The organism is Actinacidiphila sp. bgisy167, assembly GCF_965342175.1.
Lineage (GTDB): Bacteria > Actinomycetota > Actinomycetes > Streptomycetales > Streptomycetaceae > Actinacidiphila.
In genome coordinates this window covers 1-26997 of the sequence record NZ_CBDRBL010000037.1, presented here as the reverse complement: position 1 = coordinate 26997, position 26997 = coordinate 1, and the positions used below count along the sequence as shown (strand labels likewise).

Annotated in this window: 7 protein-coding genes; 4 read left to right on the top strand and 3 right to left on the bottom strand. The window is 75.3% G+C overall.

What is annotated here, in order from left to right:
- Positions 1-115: 115 nt before the first annotated feature.
- Positions 116-676: a hypothetical protein gene (locus ACRWND_RS16300; protein ID WP_431949868.1), complete on the top strand. Its 561-nt coding sequence runs from the start codon at positions 116-118 to the stop codon at positions 674-676.
- Between the two features lie 121 nt (positions 677-797).
- Here ACRWND_RS16300 and ACRWND_RS16295 read toward each other — a convergent pair whose 3' ends face one another.
- Genes ACRWND_RS16295 through ACRWND_RS16285 form a run of 3 tightly spaced genes read right to left on the bottom strand, consistent with a single transcriptional unit; the run spans position 798 to position 3703 of the window.
- The gene (locus ACRWND_RS16295; protein WP_431949866.1) at positions 798-1640 is read right to left on the bottom strand and encodes an ABC transporter ATP-binding protein; all 843 of its coding nucleotides are present in this window, start codon (positions 1638-1640) and stop codon (positions 798-800) included.
- 3 nt (positions 1641-1643) lie between these two features.
- A complete protein-coding gene (locus ACRWND_RS16290) occupies positions 1644-2705 on the bottom strand; it encodes a FecCD family ABC transporter permease (protein ID WP_431949864.1) in 1062 nt (353 codons plus the stop codon).
- A complete protein-coding gene (locus ACRWND_RS16285) occupies positions 2702-3703 on the bottom strand; it encodes a FecCD family ABC transporter permease (protein WP_431949909.1) in 1002 nt (333 codons plus the stop codon). The genes ACRWND_RS16290 and ACRWND_RS16285 overlap by 4 nt, the downstream gene beginning before the upstream one ends.
- A gap of 226 nt (positions 3704-3929) precedes the next feature.
- On the opposite strand from ACRWND_RS16285, the gene ACRWND_RS16280 reads away from it, so the two are divergent.
- The 3 genes from ACRWND_RS16280 to ACRWND_RS16270 all read left to right on the top strand — a co-directional run bounded on the left by ACRWND_RS16280 (position 3930) and on the right by ACRWND_RS16270 (position 26891).
- Positions 3930-25856 (top strand): non-ribosomal peptide synthase/polyketide synthase, encoded by a 21927-nt coding sequence (locus ACRWND_RS16280; protein ID WP_431949862.1) that lies wholly within the window; start codon positions 3930-3932, stop codon positions 25854-25856.
- On the top strand, positions 25856-26062 hold the full coding sequence (locus ACRWND_RS16275) for an MbtH family protein (protein WP_431949860.1): 207 nt from the start codon (positions 25856-25858) through the stop codon (positions 26060-26062). The genes ACRWND_RS16280 and ACRWND_RS16275 overlap by 1 nt, the downstream gene beginning before the upstream one ends.
- Before the next feature lie 280 nt (positions 26063-26342).
- Entirely contained in the window at positions 26343-26891 is a 549-nt protein-coding gene (locus tag ACRWND_RS16270; protein ID WP_431949858.1) for a DUF1062 domain-containing protein, read from the top strand.
- Positions 26892-26997 lie beyond the last annotated feature (106 nt).

Sequence of the window (26997 nt, the reverse complement as noted above, 5' to 3'; positions counted from 1 at the left end):
TGGCGAACAGGGGCCTGCCGGTCAGCCGGGGCCTGCCGGTGAGCAGGGACCGCCGGGTCTGCAGGGGCCTGCCGGTGAGCCGGGGCCGCCCGGAGTCTCTCCCGCTCACGGCCTGGTGGACTTCACCGCCGACGGTCAATTCGCACCGCCCGACGGGGTCACCACGGTCTTCGTCCAGGCATGGGGCTCCGGCGGGGGCGGTTCGGGAAGTGATGGCAGCCTCTTCACCGGATCCGGCGGCGGTGCCGGGGGCTTCGCCTGGTGCGTCCTTCCCGTCCAACCGGGCACACCGGTGACGGTGGACATCGGCGCCGGAGGAGCGGGCGGAGCCGAGCTCGGGAACGGCCAGCCAGGCACACCCACAACGGTGACCAACGGTCTCGGCGGCGTCGCGATCGCGAACGGTGGCAGCGGCGGGCGGTTCGCCTCGTCCGGCGGCACGGGTGGTACCGGCGGCTGTCCCGCTCAGGGCACGGCCCGCCAGGGCGCGGTCGGTGGGGCCGGGTCCAGTGGCGTCAACGCTTCACCGGGTCTGGGAGGCCGTCCGGCCGTGGACGGCGTCACCCAGCCGGCACCACCGACTGCCGGCATCGGCGGCAACGGCGGCCCTCATCCGCCCCCCGACAACTACAGCGGCCTGCCCGGCGGACCCGGATATGTCGTCATCTGGTGGTGAAGCGGCGCGCCCGGTTTGCGCCCCGCCGCAACGCGGCGGTCCGGGACCCCGGGAGGGTCCGGACCGCCGCGCTGCGCCACCGCTTGACTGCGCCGCCGGAGGCGGCGTGATCGCCGCCGCGTCACTCGGCGGCCGGGACCGCCTCGTGGTGGCGGCCCATGGGGATCACCAGCGGGGTGCCGCTGACCGGGTCCGTGGTGACCTGGCAGCGCAGGTCGAAGACGTCCTCGACCGTCTTCGCGGTGATCACCTCGGCCGGCGGCCCCTCCGCGGCGATCCGCCCCGCCTTCATCGCGATGACGTGGTCGGCGTAGCGGCAGGCCTGGTTGAGGTCGTGCAGGACCATCACCACCGTGCGGTGCTCACGGCGGTTGAGGTCGGTGACGAGGTCCAGCACGTCGATCTGGTGGGCCAGGTCGAGGTAGGTGGTCGGCTCGTCCAGCAGCAGGACGGGGGTGCCCTGGGCCACGGCCATGGCGATCCAGGCCCGCTGCCGCTGGCCGCCGGACAGTTCGTCCACGGCCCGGTCGGCGAGTTCGGTCAGGCCGGTCGCCGCCAGCGCCTCGTGGACGGCCCGCTCGTCGGCCTCGGACCACTGCCGCCACCACGTCTGGTGGGGTGAACGGCCGCGGCTGACCAGGTCGATGACGGTCAGTCCCTCCGGGGCCACCGGCGTCTGCGGCAGGATGCCCAGCCGCTGGGCGAGTTCCCGGGTCGGTACCGACCGCAGGGCCCGGCCGTCGAGCTCGACGGCGCCCTGCCGGGGCGCGAGAAGCCGGGCCAGGGCCCGCAGCAGGGTGGACTTGCCGCAGGCGTTGGCGCCCACGACGGCCGTGATCCGGCCGGAGGGTATGACGAGGTCGAGGTCCTCGACGACCAGCCGGTTGTCGTACGCCAGGTGCAGCCCGCGCGCCCGCAGGTCGGGGCCCGCGACGGCGCTGGGGGTGGGGGTCGTGGTCGCCATGGTTCAGCCTCCTGAGCCCGCGCGGTTGGCACGGATGAGCAGCCAGAGCAGGACCGGCGCGCCGATGACGCCGGTGACGATCCCGACCGGGAGTTCCGTGCCGGGGATCGCCTCACGCGCGATGAGGTCGGACCCCAGGACGACCAGTGCGCCGGTCAGTCCCGAGGCGGTGAGCGGCGGCCACGCCGTGCCGGCCAGCCGCTGGGCGATCTGCGGGGCGGCCAGGGCCACGAAGGCGACCGGGCCCGCGGCGGCCGTGCCGAAGGCGATCAGCCCGACGCCGACCAGCAGCAGGGCGAGGCGCACCGGTTGCACGGGGGTGCCGAGGCCGGCCGCCACGTCGTCGCCGAGTTGCAGGGTCCGCGTCCAACGGCCCATCCCGAGGGCCAGGGGGACGAGCACGCCCGTGGCGACCGCGAGGTGTGCGACCTGGTCCCAGGTGCGGCCGTTGAGGTTGCCCACCAGCCAGCCCAGGGCGGCCTGCGCCTCGAACCGCTCGCCGCGCGCGACCAGGTAGTCGGTGGCGCTGGTGCACATCCAGGACACGCCGATGCCGACGAGGATGATGCGGTAGCCGCTGGCGCCGCCCTTCCAGGCCAGGGCGTACACCAGCAGCGCCGTGAGCAGCGCCCCGAGCAGGCCGAGGCCCTGGGCGCCCAGGCCGCCGTCCCAGCCCAGCACGACGCCGGCGACGACGGCGGTCCCCGCTCCCGCGGTCAGGCCGATCATGTCGGGGCTGGCCAGGGGGTTGCGGGTCATGGTCTGGTACAGCGCGCCGGAGACGCCGAAGGCGATGCCGACGAGCAGTCCCACGAGGACGCGCGGCAGCCGCAACTCCCGGACGACCAGCACCGTTCCGGGGTCGCCGGTGCCGGTCAGCGCCCGGACGACGTCGGCGTACCCGAGGGGGTAGTCGCCGATGGCCACACCCCGGCAGAAGAGCAGGAACACCGCGGCCACCAGGGCGGCGCACAGCACGACCAGGCGGGGCCGGACCACTCCGGAGACCGGTGGGACGGCCAGCCGGAAGGGCCGGCGGCGGCGCGGCGGGGCGAGCGCGGTCATGCCGGGACCTCCGCGAGTCTGCGCCGGCGGACCAGGGCGATGAAGAACGGACCGCCGATGAAGGCGACGAGGACGCCTGCCTGTATCTCGACGGGCCGGGCGACGATCCGGCCGAGGATGTCCGCGGTGAGCAGCAGGCAGGGGGCGAGCAGCGCGGACAGCGGCAGGAGCCGGCGGTGGTCCGGGCCGATGCCCGCGTACTGGGCGAGCACCCGGGCGGCATGGGGCACCACCAGCCCGAGGAAGACCACCGGGCCGATCACGGCGACCGACGCGCCGGTCAGCAGCATCACCGCGACGACCCCCTGCAGGCGTACGAGGCCGAGCCGGCGTCCGAGGGAGGCGGCCACGTCGTCGCCGAGGGCCAGGCTGTTGAGCGCGGGCGCGGTGGCCAGCGCCAGCACCGCGCCGACCGCCAGGAAGGGCAGCAGGCCGCGGACGACGGCCCCGTCCTGGTCGGCGAGGGTGCCCGCGGACCAGAAGCGGTAGCGGTCCAGGGCCTCGGGATCGGTGAGGACGATCGCGTTGGTGAGCGAGAACAGCAGGAAGGTGACGGCGACTCCGGCCAGCGCGAGCTTGACCGGCGTCGTGCCCGAGCGGCCCGTCCCGCCGAGCAGGAAGACGAGCACGCTGGTGCAGAGCGCACCGGCGAAGGCGAACCAGATCGCGCCGTACAGCGAGCCGATCCCGAACAGGGCGACGGCGACCACGATCCCGAAGGACGCGCCCGCGCTGACGCCGAGGATGCCGGGGTCGGCCAGCGGATTACGTGTCAGGGCCTGCATGAGCGCTCCGGACAGTCCCAGAGCCGCGCCCGCGCTGACGCCGAGGACGGTGCGCGGCACGCGGACGGTCCAGACGATGTTGTCGACGAGACGGTTCGGGGGGTGGCCCAGCAGCGTCCGGACGACCTGGTCCGGGGGGACGTCGACGGCGCCCAGCCCGATCGACAGCACGCACAGCGCCGCGAGTACGGCCGCGAGCAACACGCTGATCAGAGCTGGGCGCAGGCTTCTGCGCGGGGTCACCGGCCTGGCTCCACGGCCACCATCCTTAGGTTAGGCATACCTTAACCCTAAGGCCGCGGGTTGTGTGTGTGCCCCGCGGGAAGGGCTATCGAGTTAGGTAATGCTTACCTTAGTATGGCGGGCGGTCACGGCTCGGCCGAGTCGGTTCCGCACGTCTGGGGAGGCACGGGCACCTGTGTCGGGTAACGAAGAACTGATGGCGAAGGCAAGGGACTTCTGGCGCGAACGGCTTATTCCGCTCGCACAGGAGACCGTCCTCCCCCTCGACCGCCCGTATCCGCAGCGTTCCGGGGAACCGGCCGCCGTCCGCACCCGCTCCCGCGTCCTGCCCGGCGCCGGGGCGGGGGAGGCGGAGCACCTCGCGGCGTATGTCGCCCTGCTCCACCACTACGGCGGCGGCGCCACCGACCTGCTCCTCGCGCACGACGGGCTGCCGCTGCGCGTCGCCCTCACCGCGGACACCACCTTCGCCGACCTCACCGCGCGGGTGGCCGGCGCCGCGGAGCAGGCCCGCGCCCACCGCGTCCCCGCCACCGCCCTCGCCGCCGAACTGGGCGCGCGCCAGGGGGGAGAGGCGGCCGCCGCGGTCACCCGCGGCGGCGGACTGCTCTGCGCCACCGGCTTCGCCGCCGGGGACTGGGCCGGCGGCCCCCTCGACCTCGAGCTGCGGGTGACCCCCGGCGAGGTCCACGCCGCCTACCGCCGCGACCTCTTCGAGGCCGCGACCGTCGACCGGATCCTCGGCCACTACGCCACCCTGCTCGCCGACGCCGTCGCGCGCCCCGGCCGCGCCGTCGGCGACCTCGAACTGCTGGACGACGACGAGCGGCACCGCCTCCTGCGCGAGTGGAACGACACCGCCCACGACGTTCCGCTCGCCACCTGGCCGCAGATGTTCGCCGCGCAGGTCCGCGCCCGGCCCGAGGCGACCGCCCTCGTCTTCGAGGACGCCCGGCTGACCTACGCCGAACTCGACGCCCGCGCCAACCGTCTGGCCCACGCCCTGATCGCCCGGGGCGCCGGACCCGAGACGGTGGTGGCGCTCGCGGTGCCGCGTTCGGCCGAGCTCATCGTCGCCGAGGTGGCCGTGCTCAAGTCCGGCGCCGCCTACCTGCCGGTGGACACCGACTACCCGGCCGACCGCGTCGGCTACATGCTCGCCGACGCCGCGCCGGTCTGCCTCCTCACCACCTCCGAGGCCGCCGCCGACCTCCCCGGCGAGGTCCCCACCGTCGTCCTGGACGCCCCCGGCACCGCCGCCGAGCTCGCCGGGCTGCCGGACCACGCCCCCGACCTCGACGGGCGGCTGACGCCGGCGAACGCCGCCTACGTCATCTACACCTCAGGCTCCACCGGCCGGCCCAAGGGCGTCGTCCTCACCCACGCCGGCGTCGCGAAGCTCGTCGCCACCCAGAGCGAGCGCTTCGGCATCGGCCCGCACAGCAGGGTGCTGCAGTTCGCCTCCCCGAGCTTCGACGTGGCCTTCTGGGACCTGTGCCTCGGCCTGCTCTCCGGCGGACGGCTCGTCGTCGTACCCTCGCAGCGGCGTGTCCCCGGGCCGCCGCTCGCCGACTACGCGCTCGCCCATGGCATCACCTTCATGATCCTGCCGCCCGCGCTGCTCGCCGCCCTGCCCGACGGCGTGCACCTGCCCGAGAAGGCGACGCTGCTCGCCGGCACCGAGCGCGTCTCACCCGAACTCGTCGGCCGCTACGCGCGCGGGCGCATGATGTTCAACGCCTACGGCCCGACCGAGGCGACCACCAACTCCACCCTCGGCCTGTGCGATCCCGACACCCCGGCCGGCGCCATCGTGCCCATCGGCGTGCCCGACCCCGGCACCCGCGCCTATGTGCTCGACGCCCGGCTGCGGCCGGTGCCCGCCGGTGTCGCGGGAGAGCTCTACCTCGGCGGCGCCGGGCTCGCCCGCGGCTACCTCGGGCGGCCCGGCCTGACGGCCGAACGCTTCGTCGCCGATCCCTTCGGCGCGCCGGGGGAGCGGCTGTACCGCACCGGCGACCTCGTGCGCTGGAGGTCCGACGGGCGGCTGGAGTTCCTCGGCCGCGTCGACAGCCAGGTCAAGATCCGCGGCTTCCGCATCGAACCCGGCGAGATCGAGTCCGTGCTGCGCGCCCACCCCGCCGTCGCCCAGGCGGCCGTCGTCGTCCGCGAGGACCGGCCCGGCGACCGGCGGCTGGCCGCCTACGTCGTGCCCTCGCTCGACGGCGAGGCCGAGGTCGGCGAGTGGAAGGACCTGCACGAACTCCTCTACTCCGCCGCGGGCTCCGAGGGCTTCCAGGAGAACTTCGCGGGTTGGAACAGCATGTACGACGGGCTGCCCATCCCCCTCGAGGACCTGCGCGAGTGGCGGGCGGCCACCGTCGACCGCATCGCCGCGCTCGCCCCGCGCCGGGTCCTGGAGATCGGCGTCGGCAGCGGCCTGCTGCTGTCCCGCCTGGCGCCCGGCCGCGAGACGTACTGGGGCACGGACGTCTCGGAGGAGGCTGTCGCCGCCCTGCGCGAGCAGATCCGCGACGTACCGGAACTCGCCGGGCGTGTGGAGCTCCAGGCCCGCCCCGCGCACGACACCGCCGGGCTGCCGGAGGGCTTCTTCGACGTCGTCGTCGTCAACTCCGTCGCCCAGTACTTCCCGAGCGTGGACTACCTCGAGGACGTGCTGCGCAAGGCCGCCGCGCTGCTCGCGCCCGGCGGCGCCCTCTTCGTCGGCGACGTGCGCAACCTGCGGCTGCTGCGCACCCTGCGCGCGGCCGTGGAGAGCCGCCGTGTCGCCTCCGGCGTCTCCGCTGCCGACTCCGGCGACAAGGAGGGGCTGCGCGCCGCCGTCGACCGCTCGGTGGCATGGGAGGGCGAACTCCTTCTCGACCCCGACTGGTTCGCGGGCCTCGACGGCCTCACCGCGCAGGTGCGGATCAAGCGCGGCACCCGCCAGAACGAGTTGACCCGCTACCGTTACGACGTCGTCCTGCGCCCGGCGGCGGACACCGCTGCCGACGCGGGCGAGGAGATCGCCTGGGCCGCCCTCGGCGGAGCGGACGCCCTCGCCGCCCGGCTCGCCTCCCGCCCGCGGCGGCTGCGCGTCACCGCCGTTCCCAACGCCCGGCTCACCGAGGACCTCGAGACCCTCGCCGCACTCGACGACAGCAGCCGCCCCGGCGCCGACGGCGGAGTCGACCGTGTCGATCCTGAGTCCCTGCACGAACTCGCCGCGCGGCACGGCATGTCCGCCGCCCTGACGTGGACCGGCGACGCCGACGACGGAAGCCTCGACGCCGTGTTCGTCCCCGAGGGCGCCGACCCCGGCCCGCTGTACCGGCCCGGCGGCGGCCGCCCGCTCGCCAACCGGCCCGCGCCCTTCCGCGACGTCACCGCACTGATGCGCACCCTGCGCGCGCACGCCGCCGAGTTGCTGCCCGAGTACATGGTCCCCGCGGCCCTCGTGCCCCTGGAGCGCTTGCCCGTGACGCCCAGCGGCAAGCTCGACGGCGCCGCGCTGCCCGTCCCCGACTACGCCGCCCTCAGCTCTGGCCGCGCCCCGCGCGACGCCCGCGAGGAACTGCTCTGCGCCCTGTACGCGCAGGCCCTCGGCGTGCGGACCGTCACGGTCGACGACGACTTCTTCGCCCTCGGCGGCGACAGCATCGTGGCGATCCAGTTGCTCGTGCTCGCCCGCCGCGCCGGCCTGCGCCTCACCCCGCGCGACGTCTTCCGGCACCGCACCGTCGCCGCGCTCGCCGAGGTCGCCCAGAGAGGCGGTCCGGACGACGGCCTCGACGGAGCTCCGGACGAGCCCCTGATGACCCTCACGCAGAACGAACTCACCTCGCTGGGGGGAGAGTCCGCGGTCACCGTCGACGAGGTCCTGCCGCTCGGCCCGCTGCAGGAGGGCTTCTTCTTCCATGCCCTCCTCGACGGCGCCGACCGTGACGCCTACGTCGTCCAGCAGGCCGTCGAGCTGTCGGGTCCCGTCGACGGCGCCGCCCTGCGCCGTGCCATGGAGCGGCTTCTGGAGCGGCACGGGTCGCTGCGCGCCTGCTTCCGCCAGCTCCCGGACGGCCGGCCCGTCCAGCTCGTCACCAGCGGCACCGTGCTGCCCTGGCGAGAGGTCGACCTGTCCGCACAGGCCGATGCCGTCCGGCGCGGCCTCGCGGACGCTGTCGCCGCCGACGAGCGGGGCCGCCCCTTCGACCTCGCGCGGCCGCCCCTGCTGCGGTGCGCCCTCGTCCGGCTCGGCGCGGACCGCAGCCGCCTGCTGCTGACCTTCCATCACATCATCGCCGACGGCTGGTCCCTGCCGGTCCTGCACCGCGAGCTGATGGCCCTGTACGCCCCCGACCCGGCGCCCCTTCCCGAGGCGCCGGCCCTCGCCGCCTACCTGCGCCGCGTCGCCGCCGCCGACCGGGACGCCGCCCGCGCCGCGTGGCGCACCGCGCTCGCCGGCGTCGAGGGCCCGACCCGCCTGGTGGACACGCCCGCCGACGGCGGCCCGATCGAGCCCGCGCAGATCCGCGTCGAGCTCTCCGAGCGCCTCACCGCCCGCCTCGCGGCCCGCGCCCGGGAACTCGGCGTCACTCTCGGCACCGTGGTGCAGGGCGCATGGGGCCTGCTGCTTGGCCGGCTGACCGGGCAGCAGGACGTCGTGTTCGGCACCACCGTCTCCGGACGCGACGTCGCCGTCGACGGCGTCGACTCCATGGTGGGCCTGTTCATCAACACCCTGCCGACCCGGCTCGTGTGGACTCCGTCCGCCGGCCTCGGCACGCTGCTGCGCCGGCTGCAGGACGACCAGAGCGCCCTGCTGGGCCACCAGCACCTCGGCCTCGCCGAGATCCAGCGCGCCGCCGGGCACGCGGGTGGCGGCGAACTCTTCGACACCCTCGTCGTCGTCGAGAACTACCCCTCCGCGACCGGCCTCGCCGACGCCTCGGGCACCGTGCGCGTCACCGGGCACGCCTTCCACGACACCGTGCACTATCCGCTCGCGCTCATCGTCAAGCCCGGCCGCCGGCTGGACCTGAGGCTCAAGCACCACGCGCGCAGGATCGACGCCGGCGCCGTCCGCGCCCTCGGTGGCCGGCTGCTGCTGCTGCTGGAGGCGGTCGCCGACGACCCGGGCCGCCCGGTGGCCTCCGTGGATCTGCTCAGCCCACGCGAGCACGACACCGCCCACATCGAAGGCGCCGTCCGCGACGTCCCCGCCACCACCCTGCCCGCCGCCATCGCCGCGCAGACCGCCCGCACGCCCGGTGCCGCCGCCGTCGTGTACGACGGCACCACCCTGACGTACGCCGAACTCGACGCGCGCGCCGAGGCGCTGGCCGCACGGCTGCGCACCCGCGGCGCCGGCCCCGAGCGCATCGTCGCCGTCGCCGTGCCGCGCTCCGCCGAGCTGATGGTGGCGCTGCTCGGCGTCCTCAAGTCCGGCGCGGTGTATCTGCCCGTCGACCTGGACTACCCGGCCGAACGCGTCGCCTACATGCTCGCCGACTCCGGCGCGACCGTCGTCGTCACCACGGCGGCCGACGGGCCCCGGCTGCCCGCGGTGGAGGGCCTGACGCCGCTGCTGGTCGACGCCCCCGCCGAAGACGCCCCCGAAGACACCGCGGAGGAGCGCACGCAGACCTCCGCGGACGAGGCGGCCGGGCCGGAGCACCCGGCGTACCTGATCTACACCTCCGGCTCCACCGGCCGCCCCAAGGGCGTCGTCGTCACCCACCGCGCCATCGTCAACCGCCTCGCCTGGGCCCAAAGCGCCCACGGCCTGACGACCGACGACCGCGTCCTGCAGAAGACCCCGTCGAGCTTCGACGTCAGCGTGTGGGAGTTCTTCTGGCCGCTGTGCGAGGGCGCCGCCGTCGTCCTCTCCCGGCCCGACGGGCACCGCGACCCCGCCTACCTCGCCGGGCTCGTCCGCGACCAGCGGATCACCACCCTGCACTTCGTGCCCTCCATGCTGGAGGCGTTCCTCGCCACCCCGGAGGTGATCGCCGACGCGTCGTGGGCGGCGAGCCTGCGCCGTGTCCTGACCAGCGGGGAGGCCCTGCCGGGCAGTGCTGCCGCGCGCTGGCAGGCGCTCACCGGAGTGCCGCTGCACAACCTCTACGGCCCCACCGAGGCCGCCGTCGACGTCACCCACCACCCCTTCGACGGCGTCCCGGACACCACTGTCCCCATCGGCCGCCCGGTATGGAACACGGGCCTGCGGGTGCTGGACGCCTGCCTGCGCCCTGTGCCGCACGGCGTGCCCGGCGAGCTCTATCTGACGGGTGCGCAGCTCGCCCGCGGCTACCACGGACGCTTCGCGCTCACCGCCGAGCGCTTCGTCGCCGACCCGTACGGCGCCCCCGGCAGCCGCATGTACCGCACCGGCGACCTGGTGCGGCGTGGAACCGACGGCGCCGTGGAATACCTGGGCCGCACCGACCGCCAGGTCAAGCTGCGCGGCAACCGCGTCGAACCCGGCGAGACCGAGGCCGCCCTCGTACGGCTCCCCGAGGTCGCCCAGGCCGCGGTGACGGTGCGCGGGCAGCGCCTCGTCGCGTACGTCGTCCCGGCGCGCGCGGCCCGCCCCGACACCGGCGCCCTGCGCGCCGCCGTGGCCGGCGTGCTTCCCGCGCCGCAAGTCCCCGACGCCGTCGTCGTGCTGGACGCGCTTCCGCTGACCCCCAGCGGCAAGCTCGACCGGGCCGCGCTGCCCACCCCCGAGGCCGAGCGCGCCCCGGCCCGCGCCCCCAGCACCGACCGCGAGCGGACCCTGACGGAGGTCTTCGCGGCCGTCCTCGGGCTGCCGGACGCCGGCCCCGACGACGACTTCTTCCTCCTCGGCGGTGACAGCATCAGCTCCATCGGCGTGGCCGGCCGCGCCCGCGCCGCCGGTCTCCAGCTGACCCCGCGCGACGTCTTCGAGCACCGCACCCCCGCCGCCCTCGCCCGGGCCGCCCGCGCCACCGGCGCCGCCCCGGCCGACCGCACCGGGCCCGCCCGTCCTCCGCTGACGCCCGAGGAGACCGAGCGCGTCCACCGCGCCGCCGGGGAAGCGGTCGCCGAGATCTGGCCGCTCGCCCCGCTCCAGGAGGGCCTGTTCTTCCACTCCGCGTACGACGACGGCGCCCTGGACGTCTACACCGTCCACGAGTCCTTCGACTTCGCCGAGCGCCTGGACGAGGACCGGCTGCGCGCCGCCGCCCGCACCCTGCTCGACCGCAACCCCGCCCTGCGCGCCGGGTTCACCAGCGACGGGCTGCGCCGGCCGGTGCAGTTCGTCGTCGCCGAGCCCGAAGTGCCGCTGGAGACGGTCGACCTGTCGGGGCTGCCCGCCGCCGAGCAGGAGGCGCGGCTGCGCGACCTGATGGACGAGCAGCGCGTCCGCCGCTTCGACCTGTCCGCGCCGCCCCTGTTCCGCATGCTGCTCGTGCGCCGCGGCGCGGAACTCGGCGACCGCCTCGTCATCGGCCGCCACCTGGTCCTGTGGGACGGCTGGTCCGCCTGGCTCCTGCTCGACCAGCTCTTCGCCCTCTACACGGGCGGCGGCGACGACACCGGCCTGCCGCGCCCGGTCTCCTACGGGGACTACCTGGCCTGGCTCGGCACCCAGGACGACGCCGCCGCGACCGCCGCCTGGCGTGCCGCGCTGACGGGCCTGGAGGAGCCCACCCTGCTGGTGCCGGCCGCGGCTGACGCGGGCCTGCAACCTGTCGTACCCGAGCAGTTGGACACTCTGCTCCCCGCGGAGCTCGGCGACCGCGTCCGCGAGCAGGCCCGTGCCCACGGCCTGACCCTCAACACGGTGCTCAACGCCGCCTGGGGCCTGAGCCTGGCCTCCGCGACCGGCCGCACCGACGTGGTGTTCGGCACCACCGTCGCCGGCCGGCCGGCCGAGGTGCCGGGCGTGGGGCAGATCATCGGCATGTTCCTCAACACCGTGCCCGCCCGCGTCCGCCTGGAGCCGGCGGAGCCCGTCCTCGACCTGCTGCGGCGTCTGCAGGGCGAGCGCCTGGAGCTCATGCCGTACGAGTACCTGGGCCTCGGCGTGCTGCAGGCCGAGAGCGGCCACCGCAGGCTGTTCGACACCCTCTTCGTGCTGCGTGACAACGACACCGAGGACCGACTGGAGCGGCTGCGCACCGAGCACGGCGCCACCGCCGTCGCCAACGTCGACGCCACCCATTACCCCGTCAACCTGATCGTGACCCCCGGGCGGCGCGTCCGGGTCACCCTCGCCCACCGCCCCGACGTCGTCCCGCACGACGCCGCCCGCGCCCTGCTGGACCGCTTCACCCTGCTGCTGGAGCGCATGGCGGCGGACCTGACCGCGCCCGTCGGCCGGCTCGACCCGCTGCTGCCCGCCGAGCGCGCCGCCCTGCGGCGGGAGTGGACCGGCAGCCGCGTGCCCGCGCCGACCGAGACCATCGCCGACCTCCTCGCCGCGCAGGCGGCCCGCACACCGGACGCCACCGCCCTCGTCTTCGGCGAGCGCACCCTCACCTACGCCGAACTCGACGCGGCCGTGAACCGCACGGCCCGGCTGCTGCTCGCCCGCGGCGCGGGCCCGGAGAAGGTCGTCGCGCTCGGTCTGCCGCGTTCCGCCGAGATGGTCGTCGCCCTCTTCGCGGTGCTGCGCACCGGCGCGGCCTACCTGCCGCTGGAGCTCGACCACCCGGCCGGCCGGCTCTCCCTGATGCTGGAGGACGCCCGGCCGCTGCTGCTGCTGACGAACGCCGCCGTCTCGGCGACCCTGGACGCCGGCACGCAGCGCCTGCTCCTCGACGACCCGGCCGTCGCCGCCGAACTCACCGGACTCTCCGACGCCCCGGTCGAGGTCGAGTTCAGCCTGGAGCACCCGGCGTACGTCATCTACACCTCCGGCTCCACCGGCCGCCCCAAGGGCGTCGTCACCCCCTACCGGGGACTGACGAACATGCGGCTCAACCACCAGAAGGAGATCTTCGCCCCGGCGATCGCGTCGGCGGGCGGGCGGCGGCTGCGAGTCGCGCACACCGTCTCCTTCGCCTTCGACATGTCCTGGGAGGAGCTGCTATGGCTCGTCGAGGGCCACGAAGTGCACGTCTGCGACGAGGAGTTGCGGCGTGACGCGCAGGCCCTGACCGCCTACTGCGAGCGGCACCGCATCGACGTCGTCAACGTCACGCCGACCTACGCCCGGCTGCTCATCGAGGAGGGGCTGCTCGAAGGGCACGTCCCGCCGCTGGTGCTGCTCGGCGGCGAGGCCGTCCCCGAGACGGTCTGGACGCGGCTGCGCGACACGGAGGGCACCTACGGCTACAACCTGTACGGCCCGACCGAGTACACCATCAACACCCTCGGCGGCGGCACCCGCGACAGCGCGACCCCCACCGTCGGCCGCCCCATCCGCGGCACCCGCGCCCACATCCTCGACTCCTGGCTGCGCCCGGTGCCGGACGGCGTCCCCGGCGAGCTGTACATCGCGGGCATCGGCCTGGCCCGCGGCTACCTCGACCGGCCGGGGCTCACGGCCGAGCGCTTCGTCGCCGACCCCTTCGGCGAGCCCGGCGAGCGGATGTACCGCACCGGCGACCTGGTGCGGCGGGGCCCGGAGGGCAACCTGGACTTCCTCGGCCGCACCGACGACCAGGTCAAGATCCGCGGCCACCGCGTCGAGCCCGGCGAGATCGAGAGCGCCCTCAGCCGCCACCCGCGCGTCGCCCAGGCCGCCGTCGTCGTCCGCGACGACCGGCTGACCGGCTACGTCGTACCCGCCCCCGCCGGCGCCGCCGAACGCGCCATGACCGAGCACGCCCAGGTCGGCGAATGGCAGGAGATCTACTGCGACGAGTACGAGGAGATCTCCACCGCCGTCCTCACCGAGGAGTACGCGGGCTGGGACAGCTCCTACGACGGGCGGCCCATCCCCTTCGACGAGATGCACGCATGGCGCGAGGCCACCGTCGCCCGCATCCGCGAACTGCGCCCGCGCCGCATCCTGGAGATCGGCGTCGGCTCCGGCCTGCTGCTGTCCCGGCTGGCGCCGGACGCCGAGGCGTACTGGGCGACCGACTTCGCCGCCCCCGTCATCCGCAAGATCGGCGAGGAGCTGCGGCGCGCCCCGGACCTCGCCGCCAAGGTCGAGCTGCGCTGCCGCCCCGCCGACGACCTGGAGGGGCTGCCCACCGGCTCCTTCGACACCGTCGTCGTCAACTCCGTGATCCAGTACTTCCCGAGCGCTGCCTACCTGGAGACGGTCCTGCGCGGCGCCATGGACCTGCTCGCCCCCGGTGGCGCGCTCTTCGTCGGCGACGTCCGCAATCTGCGGCTCGCCCGCACCTTCCACACCGAGATCCAGCGCGCCCGCGGCGCCGCCGGCGCGGAGCTCGAGCGGGCCGTGGAGCGCGGCCTGCGCCTGGAGAAGGAACTCCTGGTGGATCCGGACTTCTTCGCGGGCCTCGGCTACGGCCTCGACCTGCGCACCAAGCGCGGACGCCACCACAACGAGCTGACCCGGCACCGCTATGACGCCGTGCTCTACCGCGGAGAGCCAGCTCTCCGGCTCGGCGACGAGCCCGAGGCGGCATGGTCGCCCGGTCTGCCCGACCGGCTGCGTGAAGAGCGGCCGGAGCGGCTGCGCGTCACCGGCGTGCCGGACGGCCGGCTGCGGCCCGACGGCGTCGACCCGGAGGCCCTGCACGACCTGGGCGCCGGTCTCGGCTACCGCGTGCTCACCACCTGGGGCGCGGAGACGGGCACCTACGAGGCCGTGTTCGTGCCCTCCGGCACCACGGGGACCACCGCCGGGCTGTACCGGCCGGGCGGCGGCAGCGCCCCGTACACCAACGACCCGGCGGCGGCCCGCGACGCGAGCGCCCTCGTCCGCGTGCTGCGCGAGGACCTCAAGCGCGTCCTGCCCGAGTACATGGTCCCCTCGGCCTTCGTCACCGTCGAGCGGCTGCCGATGAACGCCAACGGCAAGCTCGACGTGCGGGCGCTGCCCGACGCCGAGCCGGCCGGGGCCCTCGGCGGCGGGCGCGGGCCGTGCACCCCCCGGGAAGAGGTGCTGTGCCGCCTGTTCGCCGAGGTGCTCGGACTGGCGTCGGTGGGCGCCGAGGACGACTTCTTCGACCTCGGCGGCCACTCGCTGCTCGCCACCCGCCTGGTCAGCCGGGCCCGCGCCGAGCTCGGCGCCGAACTCGCCGTCCGCGACCTGTTCGAGGCCCCGACGCCCGCCCGCCTCGCGGACCGCGCGGACCCGGCCAGGACCGCCCGTCCCGCGCTCACCGCGGCCGCCGAACGGTCCGGGCACGTGCCGCTGTCCGCCGCGCAGCGCCGCCTGTGGCTCGTGGAACGCCTCACCGGCGGTGGCGCCGCCTACACCTTCCCGCTCGTCTTCCGGCTGCGTGGCGCCCTTGACACCGACGCGCTCCGCCAGGCCCTGGCCGACGTCGCGGGCCGCCACGAGGCGCTGCGCACCCTCGTCGGGGAGGCGGAGGGCGAGCCGTACCAGCGGATCGTCCCCGCCGGCGACGCCGTGCCCGCGTTCACCGTCGCCGACTGCGCCGAGGCCGACCTCGCGGGGCTCATCGAGGCCGCCCAGCGGCGCCCCTTCGACCTGGCGCGGCAACTGCCCCTGCGGTGCGAGGTGTTCCGGGTCGGCGCCGACGACCACGTGGTGGCCGTCGTGCTGCACCACATCACCACCGACGAGTGGTCCGACCGCCCCTTCCTGGCGGACCTGTCGGGCGCCTACGCCGCCCGTGCCGCGGGCTCCGCCCCCCACTGGCGGCCGCTGCCGGTCCAGTACGCGGACTACACGCTCTGGCAGGAGCGCCTGCTCGGCGCGGTCGGCGACGCACAGCTCGCCTACTGGACCGAGCGGCTGCGCGACCTGCCCGAGGAACTGGCGCTGCCGCTGGACCGGCCGCGTCCCGCCGCGCCCACCGGCTCCGGGGCGGTCGTGCGCGGCGCGCTCCCGGCCGACCTGGGCCGGGAACTGCGGGAGCTGGCCGCGGCGAGCGGCACGAGCATGTTCATGCTCTTCCAGGCCGCGACCGCCGCGCTGCTCCACCGGCTCGGCGCGGGTACGGACATCCCGCTGGGCGCGCCCATCGCCGGCCGCACCGACAGCGGCCTGGACGACCTCGTCGGCTTCTTCGTCAACACCCTCGTGCTGCGCACCGACCTGTCGGGCACGGACCTGACCTTTCGCCAGCTTCTCGCCCGAGTGCGAGAGTCGGCTCTGGAGGCCTTCGAGCACCAGGACCTGCCCTTCGACCGGGTCGTGGAGGCGGTGAACCCGCCGCGCGCGGCCGGCCGCAACCCGCTGTTCCAGGTGATGCTCGGCTACCACCACCGCCCCGACGGCGACCCCGACGTCCTCGGCCTGCCCACCGAGTGGCACGACACGCACACCGGTACGGCCAAGTTCGACCTCGACTTCACCTTCGTCGACCACGGCGAACGGCGCCCGCCGGCCCTCCTTCTGGAGTACGCCACCGACCTCGCCGACGAGGCCACGGCCGCCCTGCTCGTGGAGCGGCTCGTCCTGCTGCTGCGGCAGGCCGCTGCCCGTCCCGACCTCCCGCTGGCCGCGTATGATTTGCTCACCTCCGCCGAGCACGAGGCCGCCGCCGTCACCTGGAACGACACCGCGCGGTATCCCGCGGAGGACCGCGCGGTGCCCGAGATCCTCGCCGACACCGTCCGGGCGCACCCGGAGCGCACCGCCCTGGTGACCGCCTCCGGCGCGCTGACCTTCGCCGAACTGGGCGAGCGGGTCACCGCCCTCGCCGCCCTGGTGCGCCGTCACGGCGCCGCCGAGGGCGCCGTGGTCGGCCTCGCGCTGCCGCGGCACGCCATGGTTCCCGCGATCCTCGGCGTCCTCGCCTCCGGCGCCGCCTATCTGCCGCTGGACAGCGCCCTGCCCGCCGAGCGCCTGGAGTTCATGCTGCGTGACGCGGGTGCGGTCTGCCTGCTGACCACCGCCGACCTCGCCGGACGCCTCCCGGCCGCCCCCGGCACCGCGCGGGTGCTGCTGCCGGACGGGCCGCAGCCCGGGGCCGGCTTCGCGCATCCGGACCGATACCCGGCCCTGGGCGCCGCGTACACGATCTACACCTCCGGTTCCACCGGCACCCCCAAGGGCGTCGTCGGCACCCACCGGGGCCTGTCCAACCTCTACGGGGCGCACCTGCGCGACATGATCGCGCCGGCCGTCCGCGCCACCGGCCGCGAGGTGCTGAAAGCCGCGCACACCGCGTCGTTCGGTTTCGACGCCTCCTGGGACCCGCTGCTGTGGCTGCTCGCCGGGCACGAACTGCACGTCGTGGACGAGACGGCGATGACCGACCCGGCCGCGCTCCTCACGCACCTGGCAGCGATCGGCGCCGACTACGTCGACCTCACCCCGACCTACCTCGCCGAGCTCACGCACCACGGCTTTCTCGCCCCGGGCGGTTACGCGCCCGCCGTCCTCACCGTCGGCGGCGAGGCCGCCCCGCCCGCCCTGTGGCGGCGGCTGGCCGCGCTCCCCGGCACCCAGGCGCACGACCTGTACGGGCCCACCGAGTGCTCCGTCGACGCCTACGGGCGGCACAGCGGCTCCCCCGAGTCAGCGGCGCCGCTGGACAACACCCGCGCGTACGTCCTCGACGAGCGGCTGCGCCCGGTGCCGCCCGGCGTGCCCGGCGAGGTCTACCTCGCGGGACCGGGCCTGGCCCGCGGCTACCTGGGCCGGCCGGACCTGACGGCCGAGCGCTTCGTCGCCGACCCCTTCGGGGAGCCCGGCGAGCGGATGTACCGCACCGGTGACCTGGCGCGGCGGGACGCGGCAGGGGCCCTGCACTTCCTGGGCCGCACCGACGACCAGGTGAAGATCCGCGGCTTCCGTGTGGAGCCCGGGGAGATCGAGTCCGTGCTGACCGCCGCACCGGGCGTGTCGGCGGCCGCCGTCGTCGTCCGCGAGGACACCCCGAGCGTGCCGCGCCTCGTCGCCTACCTCGTCCCCGTCTCCGGCCACGCCCTGGAACCGGCAGCGCTGCGCGCGCACGTCGCCGCCGCCGTGCCCGAGCACATGGTGCCCACGGCGTTCGTCACGCTGTCGGCCCTGCCGCGCACCGTCAACGGCAAGCTGGACCATGCCGCGCTGCCCGCGCCGGACCTGTCACCGGTGGCCGGGGGGCGCCTGCCCCGCACACCGCGCGAAGAGCTGCTGGCCGGGGAGTTCGCCGCCGTGCTGGGGCTGGACCGGGTCGGCGTCGACGAGGACTTCTTCGCACTCGGCGGCCACTCGCTGCTCGCGATGCGCCTGGCCGGCCGCATCCGCACCGCGCTCGGCGCCGAGGTGACGCCGCGCGCCGTGTTCGACGCCCCCACCGCCGCCCGGCTCGACGCCCTCCTGGACGGTCCCGGCGCCGAGGAGCGTCCGGCCCTGACCCCGGGCCGCGCCCTGCCCGAGCGGCTGCCGCTGTCCTCGGCCCAGCGCCGCCTGTGGCTGCTGCACCAGGTCGACCCCGCCGATCCCTCGTACCACCTCCCGTCAGCCTGGCGCCTGACCGGCGCCCTCGACCGCGCCGCGCTGGAAGCCGCGCTGAACGACCTCGTCGCCCGCCACCCCGCCCTGCGCACGGTCTTCCCGGCCGTGGACGGCGTTCCCCATCAGCACGTGCTCGCCCCGCAGCAGGCGCGTGTGACGCTCGGCACCGCCGCGCCCGGTGAGCTGTCCGCCCTCGCCGCCCGGCCCTTCGCCCTGGAGCGGGAACTCCCGCTGCGCGCGGCCCTGTCCGCGACCGGTCCGGACGAGCATGTGCTGCTGCTGGTCCTGCACCACATCGCCACCGACGAGTGGTCCGACCGGGCCCTGCTCGCCGACCTCGGCGCCGCCTACGCCGCACGCACCGCCGGCCGCGCCCCCGACTGGGCGCCGCTGCCGGTGACCTACGCCGACTACACCCTCTGGCAGCGCGAGCTCCTGGAGCACTCCGGCGACGACCTGCTCGCCCACTGGACGCGCACCCTGCGCGACCTCCCGGTCGAGCTGGCGCTGCCCACCGACTGGCCGCGCCCCCAGGAGCCCTCGCACACCGGCGGCACCGTGGGCTTCACCGTCCGGCCCGAGCAGGAACGCGCCCTGCGCGCGCTCGCCCGCCGCGAGGGCGCCACCCTGTTCATGGTCTGCCAGGCCGCCGTCGCCGCCCTGCTCCACCGGCTCGGCGCGGGCGACGACATCCCGCTCGGCGCGCCCGTCTCCGGACGCGCCGACGAGCGCCTGGAGGGGGTGGTCGGCTTCTTCGTCAACTCCCTCGTGCTGCGCACCGACCTGTCCGGCGACCCGGGCTTCGCGGAGCTGCTGCGCCGCGTCCGGACGGCCGACCTGGCCGCGTACGAACACCAGGAACTGCCCTTCGAGCGGCTGGTCGAAGCGATCAACCCGGACCGCTCCCTGGCCCGTCACCCGCTGTTCCAGGTGATGGTCGTCCACCTCGCCGAGCGGTCCGGCGTGCCCGTGCTGCCGGGCCTTGCGGTGCGGCCGGAGCCGCTCCCCGAGGGCACCGCCAAGTTCGACCTCGGCTTCGACTTCGCCGAGCAGGGCGAAGGCCACGGCATCCAGGGGTGGATCGAGTACAGCGCCGACCTCTTCGACCGCCCGACCGCCGAACTCCTCGCCCGCCGCATGGAACGGCTGCTGGAGCAGGTCGCGGCCGAGCCGGAGCTGCCGGCCGGCCGGATCGACGTCCTCGGCGAGGAGGAGCGCGCCCGCGTGCTGGAGGAGTGGAACGCCACCCACCACGCCCTGCCCGTCCGCACCCTGCCCGAGCTGTTCCGCGCCCAAGTCGCCGCCACCCCGTCCGCGGTCGCGCTGGTCGTCGAGGACACCGCCGTCACCTACGCGGAGCTGGACGCCCGGGTCGAACGGCTCGCCCGCGTCCTCGCGGGCGCGGGCGTCGGGCCGCAGTCCACGGTGGCCGTCGCCCTGCCGCGCTCGGCGGCCCTGGTCGTCGCCCTGCTCGCCGTGCACCGCGCGGGCGGCGCCTACCTCCCGCTGGACACCGAATACCCCGCCGAGCGGCTGGCGTTCATGCTCGCCGACGCCCGCCCGGTGTGCGTGGTCACCACCGACGGCGTCGCCCTGCCGGACACCGGCGCGCCGCGCCTGCCCGTCGACGCCGACGGCGCTCCGGCGGCGGACGCCCCCACCGGCGCGCTCCCGCAGGCGTACGACCCGCGCCACCCGGCGTACGTCATCTACACCTCCGGCTCGACCGGCCGCCCCAAGGGCGTCGTCGTACCCCAGGAAGGCATCGCCAACCGCCTGCTGTGGATGCAGGACGCCTACGGCCTGACCGCCGATGACCGCGTGCTGCAGAAGACGCCGTCGAGCTTCGACGTGTCGGTGTGGGAGTTCTTCTGGCCGCTGACCACCGGCGCGACACTGGTCGTGGCCCGCCCCGAAGGCCACAAGGACCCGGCCTACCTGGCGCGGCTGATCCAGGACGGCGGCGTCACCACGGCCCACTTCGTGCCGTCGATGCTGCGCGCCTTCCTCGACGAGCCCGCCGCGGCCGGCTGCACGGGCCTGCGCCGCGTGATCTGCAGCGGCGAGGCGCTGCCCGCCGCGCTGGCCGGCCGCTTCCACGAGGTGCTGGGCGCCGCCGCGCTGCACAACCTGTACGGCCCGACGGAGGCGTCCGTCGACGTCACCGCCCACCGCGTCGCGCCGGGCGCGGCCACGGTGCCGATCGGCCGCCCGGTGTGGAACACCCGCGCCTATGTGCTGGACGCCTCGCTGCGCCCGGTCCCCCCGGGCGTCCCGGGGGAGCTGTACCTCGCCGGGGTCCAGCTCGCGCACGGCTACCTCGGCCGCCCCGGCCTGACCGGTGAACGTTTCGTCGCCGACCCCTTCGGGGAACCCGGCAGCCGCATGTACCGCACCGGCGACCGCGCCCGCTGGACCCGCGACGGCGAGCTGGAGTACCTGGGCCGCGTCGACGACCAGGTCAAGCTGCGCGGCTTCCGCGTCGAACCGGGCGAGATCGAAGCCGTCCTGGCCCGGCACCCCGCGGTCGCCTCGGCCGTCGTCGTGCCCCGCGAAGGTCGCCTGGTGGCCTACGCCGTCCCCACCCCGCGGCAGCAGCCCGACCCGGCGGAGCTGCGCGCCCACACGGCCGCCGCGCTGCCGGAGCACATGGTGCCCGCCGCCTTCGTCGCCTTGGACGCCCTCCCGCTCACGCCGAACGGCAAGCTCGACCGTGCCGCGCTGCCCGCGCCCGACTTCGCCGCCGAGGTCGGGACGGCCGAGCCGCGCACCGCCCGCGAGGAGCGCATGTGCGAGCTCGTCGCCGCCGTCCTGGGCCTCGAGCGGGTCGGTGCGGACGACGACTTCTTCCGGCTGGGCGGGGACAGCATCGTCGCCATGCAGCTCGTCGTCAGGGCCCGCGCCGCCGGCCTGACGATCACCCCCCGCGACGTCTTCCGCCACAAGACCCCCGCGGGCCTGGCCGCCGTCGCCGTGGACACCGTCCGCCCGGACACCGCCGACGACGCCGTGCCGCTGCCGGACCTCACCGACGCCGAACGCACCGAACTCGCCCGTTTCGGGGCCGTCGAGCCTCTGCCGCTCACCCCGCTCCAGACCGGTCTGCTCTTCCACGCCTCCTTCGACTCCGGCGCCTCCTTCGACTCCGGCGACCAGCAGCACCCCGACGTCTACACCGTCCAGGTGTCCTACGACATCGAGGGCGCGCTCGACCCCGAGCGGCTGCGGGCCGCCGGACAGGCCCTGCTCGAGCGGCACGAGAACCTGCGCGCGGGCTTCCGCCACCTGTCCTCCGGCCGCCCCGTGGCCGTCGTGCCGCGCTCCGCGCCGCTGCCGTGGCGGCACATCGACCTCACGACGGCCACCGACCCCGACGAGGAGTGGGAGCGCCTGCTGCTGCAGGAGCGGCGCCGCTTCGACCCCGCGGAACCGCCGCTGCTGCGGCTGCTGCTGGCGCGGACCGGCGACGGCGACCACCGCCTCGTCCTCTCGCACCAGCATCTGCTGCTCGACGGCTGGTCGGTGCCGCTGCTGGCGGCGGAACTCACCGCCCTCCACGACGGGACCGCGCCGCCCCCCACCGCCCCCTACCGCGACTACCTGCGCTGGCTGTCCCGCCAGGACAAGGACGCCGCCGCCGCGGCCTGGTCCGCCGCACTGGCCGGGCTCGACGAGCCCACCCGCCTGGCGCCCGCCGACTCCGGCCGGTCCCCGGTCGTCCCGCACACCCGCACCGTTGAGGCCGGGGAGGAGCTGACGGAGGCGCTCCGCGCGCTCGCCCGCCGCCGCGGGCTCACCGTCAACACCCTCGTACAGGCCGCCTGGGCGGTCGTGCTGTCCCGGCTCACGGGCCGCGACGACGTGGTGTTCGGCGCGACGGTCGCGGGCCGGCCACCGGAGCTGGACGGCGTCGAGGCCATGATCGGCCTGTTCATCAACACCGTGCCGGTACGCGTCCGGCTCAGCGACCGGGAGCCGGTCGGCGCCCTCCTGGACCGGCTGCAGGACGAGCAGGCACGGCTGCTGCCGCACCAGCACCTGGGCCTCGCCGACATCCAGCGCGGCGCCGGGCTCGGCGACCTCTTCGACACGCTGATGGTCTTCGAGTCCTACCCGGTCGCGGAGGACGCCGACGAGGCGGGCCTGCGCCTGCGCGTGCGCGAGCACGACGACGCCACCCACTACCCCTTCGCGTGGGCTGTCGAGCCCGCCGAACGCCTGCGTCTGACCGCCGAGTTCCGCCCCGACCTGATCGCCGCCGCGGCGGCCGGGCGCATCACGTCGGCCATGCTCGCCGTCCTTGCCGCGATGGCCGCCGACCCGGACACCCCCGTCGGCGGCATCGACATCCTCACCGGCGCCGACCGGCGCCTGCTGCTGGAGACCTGGAACGGCACGGACCTGCCCCAGCGGTCCGGCGAGGGCACCGTCCCCGCCCTGTTCACCGCGCAGGCAGCCGCCTCCCCGGACGCGGTCGCCGTCACCGACGCCTCCGTCACGTGGACCTTCGCGGAACTGGCCGCACGTGTCGGCAGGCTGGCGCGCGTGCTGGCCGGTGCGGGCGCGGGCCCCGAGGAGTTCGTGGCCCTGGCGCTGCCGCGTACCGCCGACCACATCACGGCGATCCTGGCCGTCCTGGCGGCGGGCGCCGCCTATCTGCCGATCGACGCCGACCTGCCCGCCGACCGTGTGCGCGACATGCTCGCCGACGCCCGCCCTCGGCTGATCCTCACCGCGACCGGACTCGCCGCTTCGCTGCCGGACACGGGCGTGCCCGTGCTCCACCTGGACGCCCTCGACGGGCTTCCCGAAGCGGAGCCGCAGGCCCCGGAGCCCGACCACCCGGCGTACGTCATCCACACCTCGGGCTCGACGGGCCGTCCCAAGGGCGTCGTCGTCACCCACCGCGGCCTCGCCGACCTCTTCCACAGCCACCGCCACGACCTCCACGACCGCGCCAAGGAGCTGACGGGCCGCCGCCGGCTGCGGGTCGGGCACGCCTGGTCGTTCTCCTTCGACGCCTCATGGCAGCCGCAGCTGTGGCTGCTCGACGGGCACGCGCTGCACCTCGTGGACGACGAGACGCGCCGCGACGCGGAGCGGCTCGCCGCCCTCGTCCGGGCCGATGAGCTGGACTTCATCGAGGTCACCCCCTCGCTGCTCGCGCAGATGGCGGACGCCGGCCTGTTCCAGGACGGCCACCGCCCGCCCGCCGTGGTCGGCGTCGGCGGTGAGGCCGTGCCGGACGCCCTCTGGGCGCGCCTGGCGGCACTGGAGTCCACCGAGGCCTTCAACCTGTACGGGCCGACCGAGGCCACCGTCGACGCCCTCGTCGGGCGGGTCCGCGACAGCGAACGCCCGGTGGTCGGCCGCCCGGTGCACGGCACGCGGGCGTACGTCCTCGACGCGTCGCTGCGCCTGGTCCCGCCCGGCGCCACCGGCGAGCTCCACCTGTCCGGCCCCGGGCTGGCCCGCGGCTACCTTGGCCGACCGGACCTGACGGCCGAGCGCTTCGTCGCCGACCCCTACGGTCCGCCCGGCGCGCGCATGTACCGCACCGGCGACCTCGCCCGGTGGACCGAGCAGGGGCATCTGGAGTACGCCGGCCGCTCGGACGACCAGGTCAAGATCCGCGGCTACCGGGTCGAGCTCGGCGAGGTCGAGACCGCCCTTGCCGCGCACGGCACCGTCGCACAGGTCGTCGTGACCGCCCGCGAGGACCGGCCCCGCCTCCGGCAGCTCGTCGGCTACGTCGTCCCCGCCGCAAGCCGGACGGCCGACCCCGCCGCGCTGCGCGCCCACGTGGCGGCCACCCTGCCCGAGTACATGGTCCCCGCGGCCGTGGTCGTCCTGGAGCGGCTGCCGCTGCTGCCGAACGGCAAACTGGACCGCGGGGCGCTGCCTGCCCCGGACTTCACCGCCGGCACCGGCGGCCGCAGGCCAGTCAACGCCACCGAACGCACCCTGTGCGGCCTCGTCGCCGAGGTACTCGGCCTGCCCGCGGCGGCCGTCGGCACCGACGACGACTTCTTCGCCCTCGGCGGCGACAGCATCGTGGCGATGCAACTCGTCAGCCGGGCCCGCGCGGCAGGGCTGCGGATCACCCCCCGCCAGGTCTTCCGGCACCGCGACGTGGCCTCGCTCGCCGAGGCCGCCGTCCCGGTCGCAGGCGACGCACGCGTACGCGCCCACGACGACGGCACCGGCCTCGTCCCGCTCACCCCGATCATGCACGCCCTGCGCGAGCGCGGCGGCCCGATCTGGGGCTACCACCAGGCCGCCCTCCTGCGCACTCCGGCCACGCTGGACGAGGACGGCCTGCTGGCGGTCCTGCGCGCCGTGGCCGACCGGCACGACATGCTCCGCGCCCGCCTGGAACGCACACGCACCAGGCCGTGCCATGAGGGCGAGCGCGGCGAGCAGTGGGCGCTGCGCGTACCCGCCCCGGACGCCGTCGACGTGGCGACCTGGCTCGCCCGCGCCGATGTCGCGGGCATGGACGACACCGGCCTGAGGGAGGCGGTCTCCGCCCACGCCCGCACCGCGCGGGCCGGACTCGACCCGGACACCGGCGCCATGGTGCGCGCCGTGTGGTTCGACTCCGGCCCCGGGCAGCCCGGACGGCTGCTGCTGCTCCTGCACCACCTCGTGGTCGACGGCGTGTCCTGGCGCACCCTCCTTCCCGACCTGGAGGCCGCCTGGGCGGCCGTAGCGGCGGGCCGCCCCCCGCAGTTGCCGCCCGTGGACGTCTCCTTCCGGCGCTGGAGCGAACTGCTCGCCGCCCGCGCCCTCGAGCCCGCCCGCGAGGACGAACTGCCCCGCTGGGCCTCGGTCCTCGCCGACGGGGCGCGCCTGCCGCTGGCCCGCCCGCTGGACACGGAACGCGACACCGTGGAGAGCACCCGCTACCTGACGCTGACCCTGCCCGCCGACATCACCGGACCCCTGCTCGGGCGGGTGCCCGCCGCGTACGGCGCGAGCGTCAACGACGTGCTGCTGACCGCCTTCGCGCGGGCCGTCGCCGACTGGCGGACCAGGGTGCTCGGCGCGCAGCCCGGCAGCGCCGTCCTCGTCGACCTCGAAGGCCACGGCCGCGAGGAGGAACTAGCGGGAGACGCCGATCTGTCCCGCACCGTCGGCTGGTTCACCAGCGTCGTCCCCGTCCGCCTCGACCCGGGCCCCGCGGGCCTCGACCCCGACGAGGCCGTCGCCCGCGTCCGCGAGCACCTGACCGCCCTGCCGGCGGGCGGCGTCGGACACGGCCTGCTGCGGCACCTCAACCCGGTCACCGGCCCCGAACTGGCCCGGCTCGCCGAACCGCAGATCGAGTTCAACTACATGGGCCGCTTCGACGTCCCCGAGGCCGCCGACTGGTCGTACGCGCCGGAGGGCGACGCCGCCGACCTCGACGCCGACCCCGGGATGCCGATGTCCCACGCCCTCACCCTCAACGCCCTCACCGAGGACCGCCCCGGCGGCCCCGAACTGAGCGCCCACTGGGCCTACGCCGGCGAACTCCTCACCGAGGAGGCCGTCCGGGATCTGGCGCAGACCTGGTTCCGGGCCCTCGAGGCCCTGGTCACACGGAAGGAAACCACCTGATGAGCACCAACCCCTTCGAGAACCCCGACGGCGTCTACTCCGTCCTGGTCAACGCCGAGGGCCAGCACAGCCTGTGGCCGGACTTCGTCGCCGTCCCGGCGGGCTGGACGGTCGCCCACGGGCCGGCCGCCCGCCAGGAGTGCATGGAGTACATCGAGACCCACTGGACGGACCTGCGCCCGAAGAGCCTCGTCGAGGGCCGCTGAGAAGGCGCCCGCGGCACAAGGGGGCCGACCCGCGCCATGCGGGCCGGCCCCCTTGTGCCGCAGCGAGTCCACCGACGTCACGGCAAGAGCGCCGGCCGCGAGGAAAACCAGTGGAGCGGAACCGGGGACCGCCCTTATGGTGCTGCCGGACCGAGCCGCCCAGGAAAGGACGTCCGTTGTACACCGTGTGAGACCTCCCCGAGTGCTGATCTGTCGCGCGTCGCACCTGTGCTCCGCGCTGCTTTCTGCTGCGGACTCTCACTGAAAACGGTGTACTTCTGTGCTCGACAACTGGGTGGTCGTTCCCACCTGCCTGCCACTCGTTCTCCGGCGTTGCCACGCGTGCCCGTCCGGACGATTCCGGCCGAACGGCAAGTTCCGCGTCAACGCCAACCACAAACTCCTCGACGCCTGGCTCCTGATGCTCTGCACCGGGTGCGGGGAGACGGCGAAGCTCACGGTCTTCGAGCGGGCGCATGTGCGCTCCGTCCGCTCCGGACTGCTGGACCGGCTGCACGACAACGACGCCGGTCTGGCAGCCGTACTGCTCCAGGACGCGGTCGTGCGGCGCCGCAACCGCATCGCCCTCGACTGGGACGGCGCCTGGCGTCTCGACACGGGCGGATCGGATCGTGCGGACCGCGAGGTGCTCGAGGTCTCGGTCCGCTTCGCGGCGCGGATCCCCGTCCGGCCGCTCCGTCTGATCGCCGAGGGGTGCGGTCTTTCGCGGGCCGGGGTCGAGAGACTGGCGGAAGAGGGGAAGATCGTCTCGGCGGCCCGGCTGAGCGGCAAGCGCTCCGGTGACTTCACCTTCCTGCTCAAGCGCTGAGCTCCCTGGCGCCTGAGGGCCTGTCCGGCGCCTCTGTGCCGGTGACCGACCGGGACACGTCGCACAGGAGGCCGGGCGGTGTGCGCGACAGCGCACACCCCCCGGC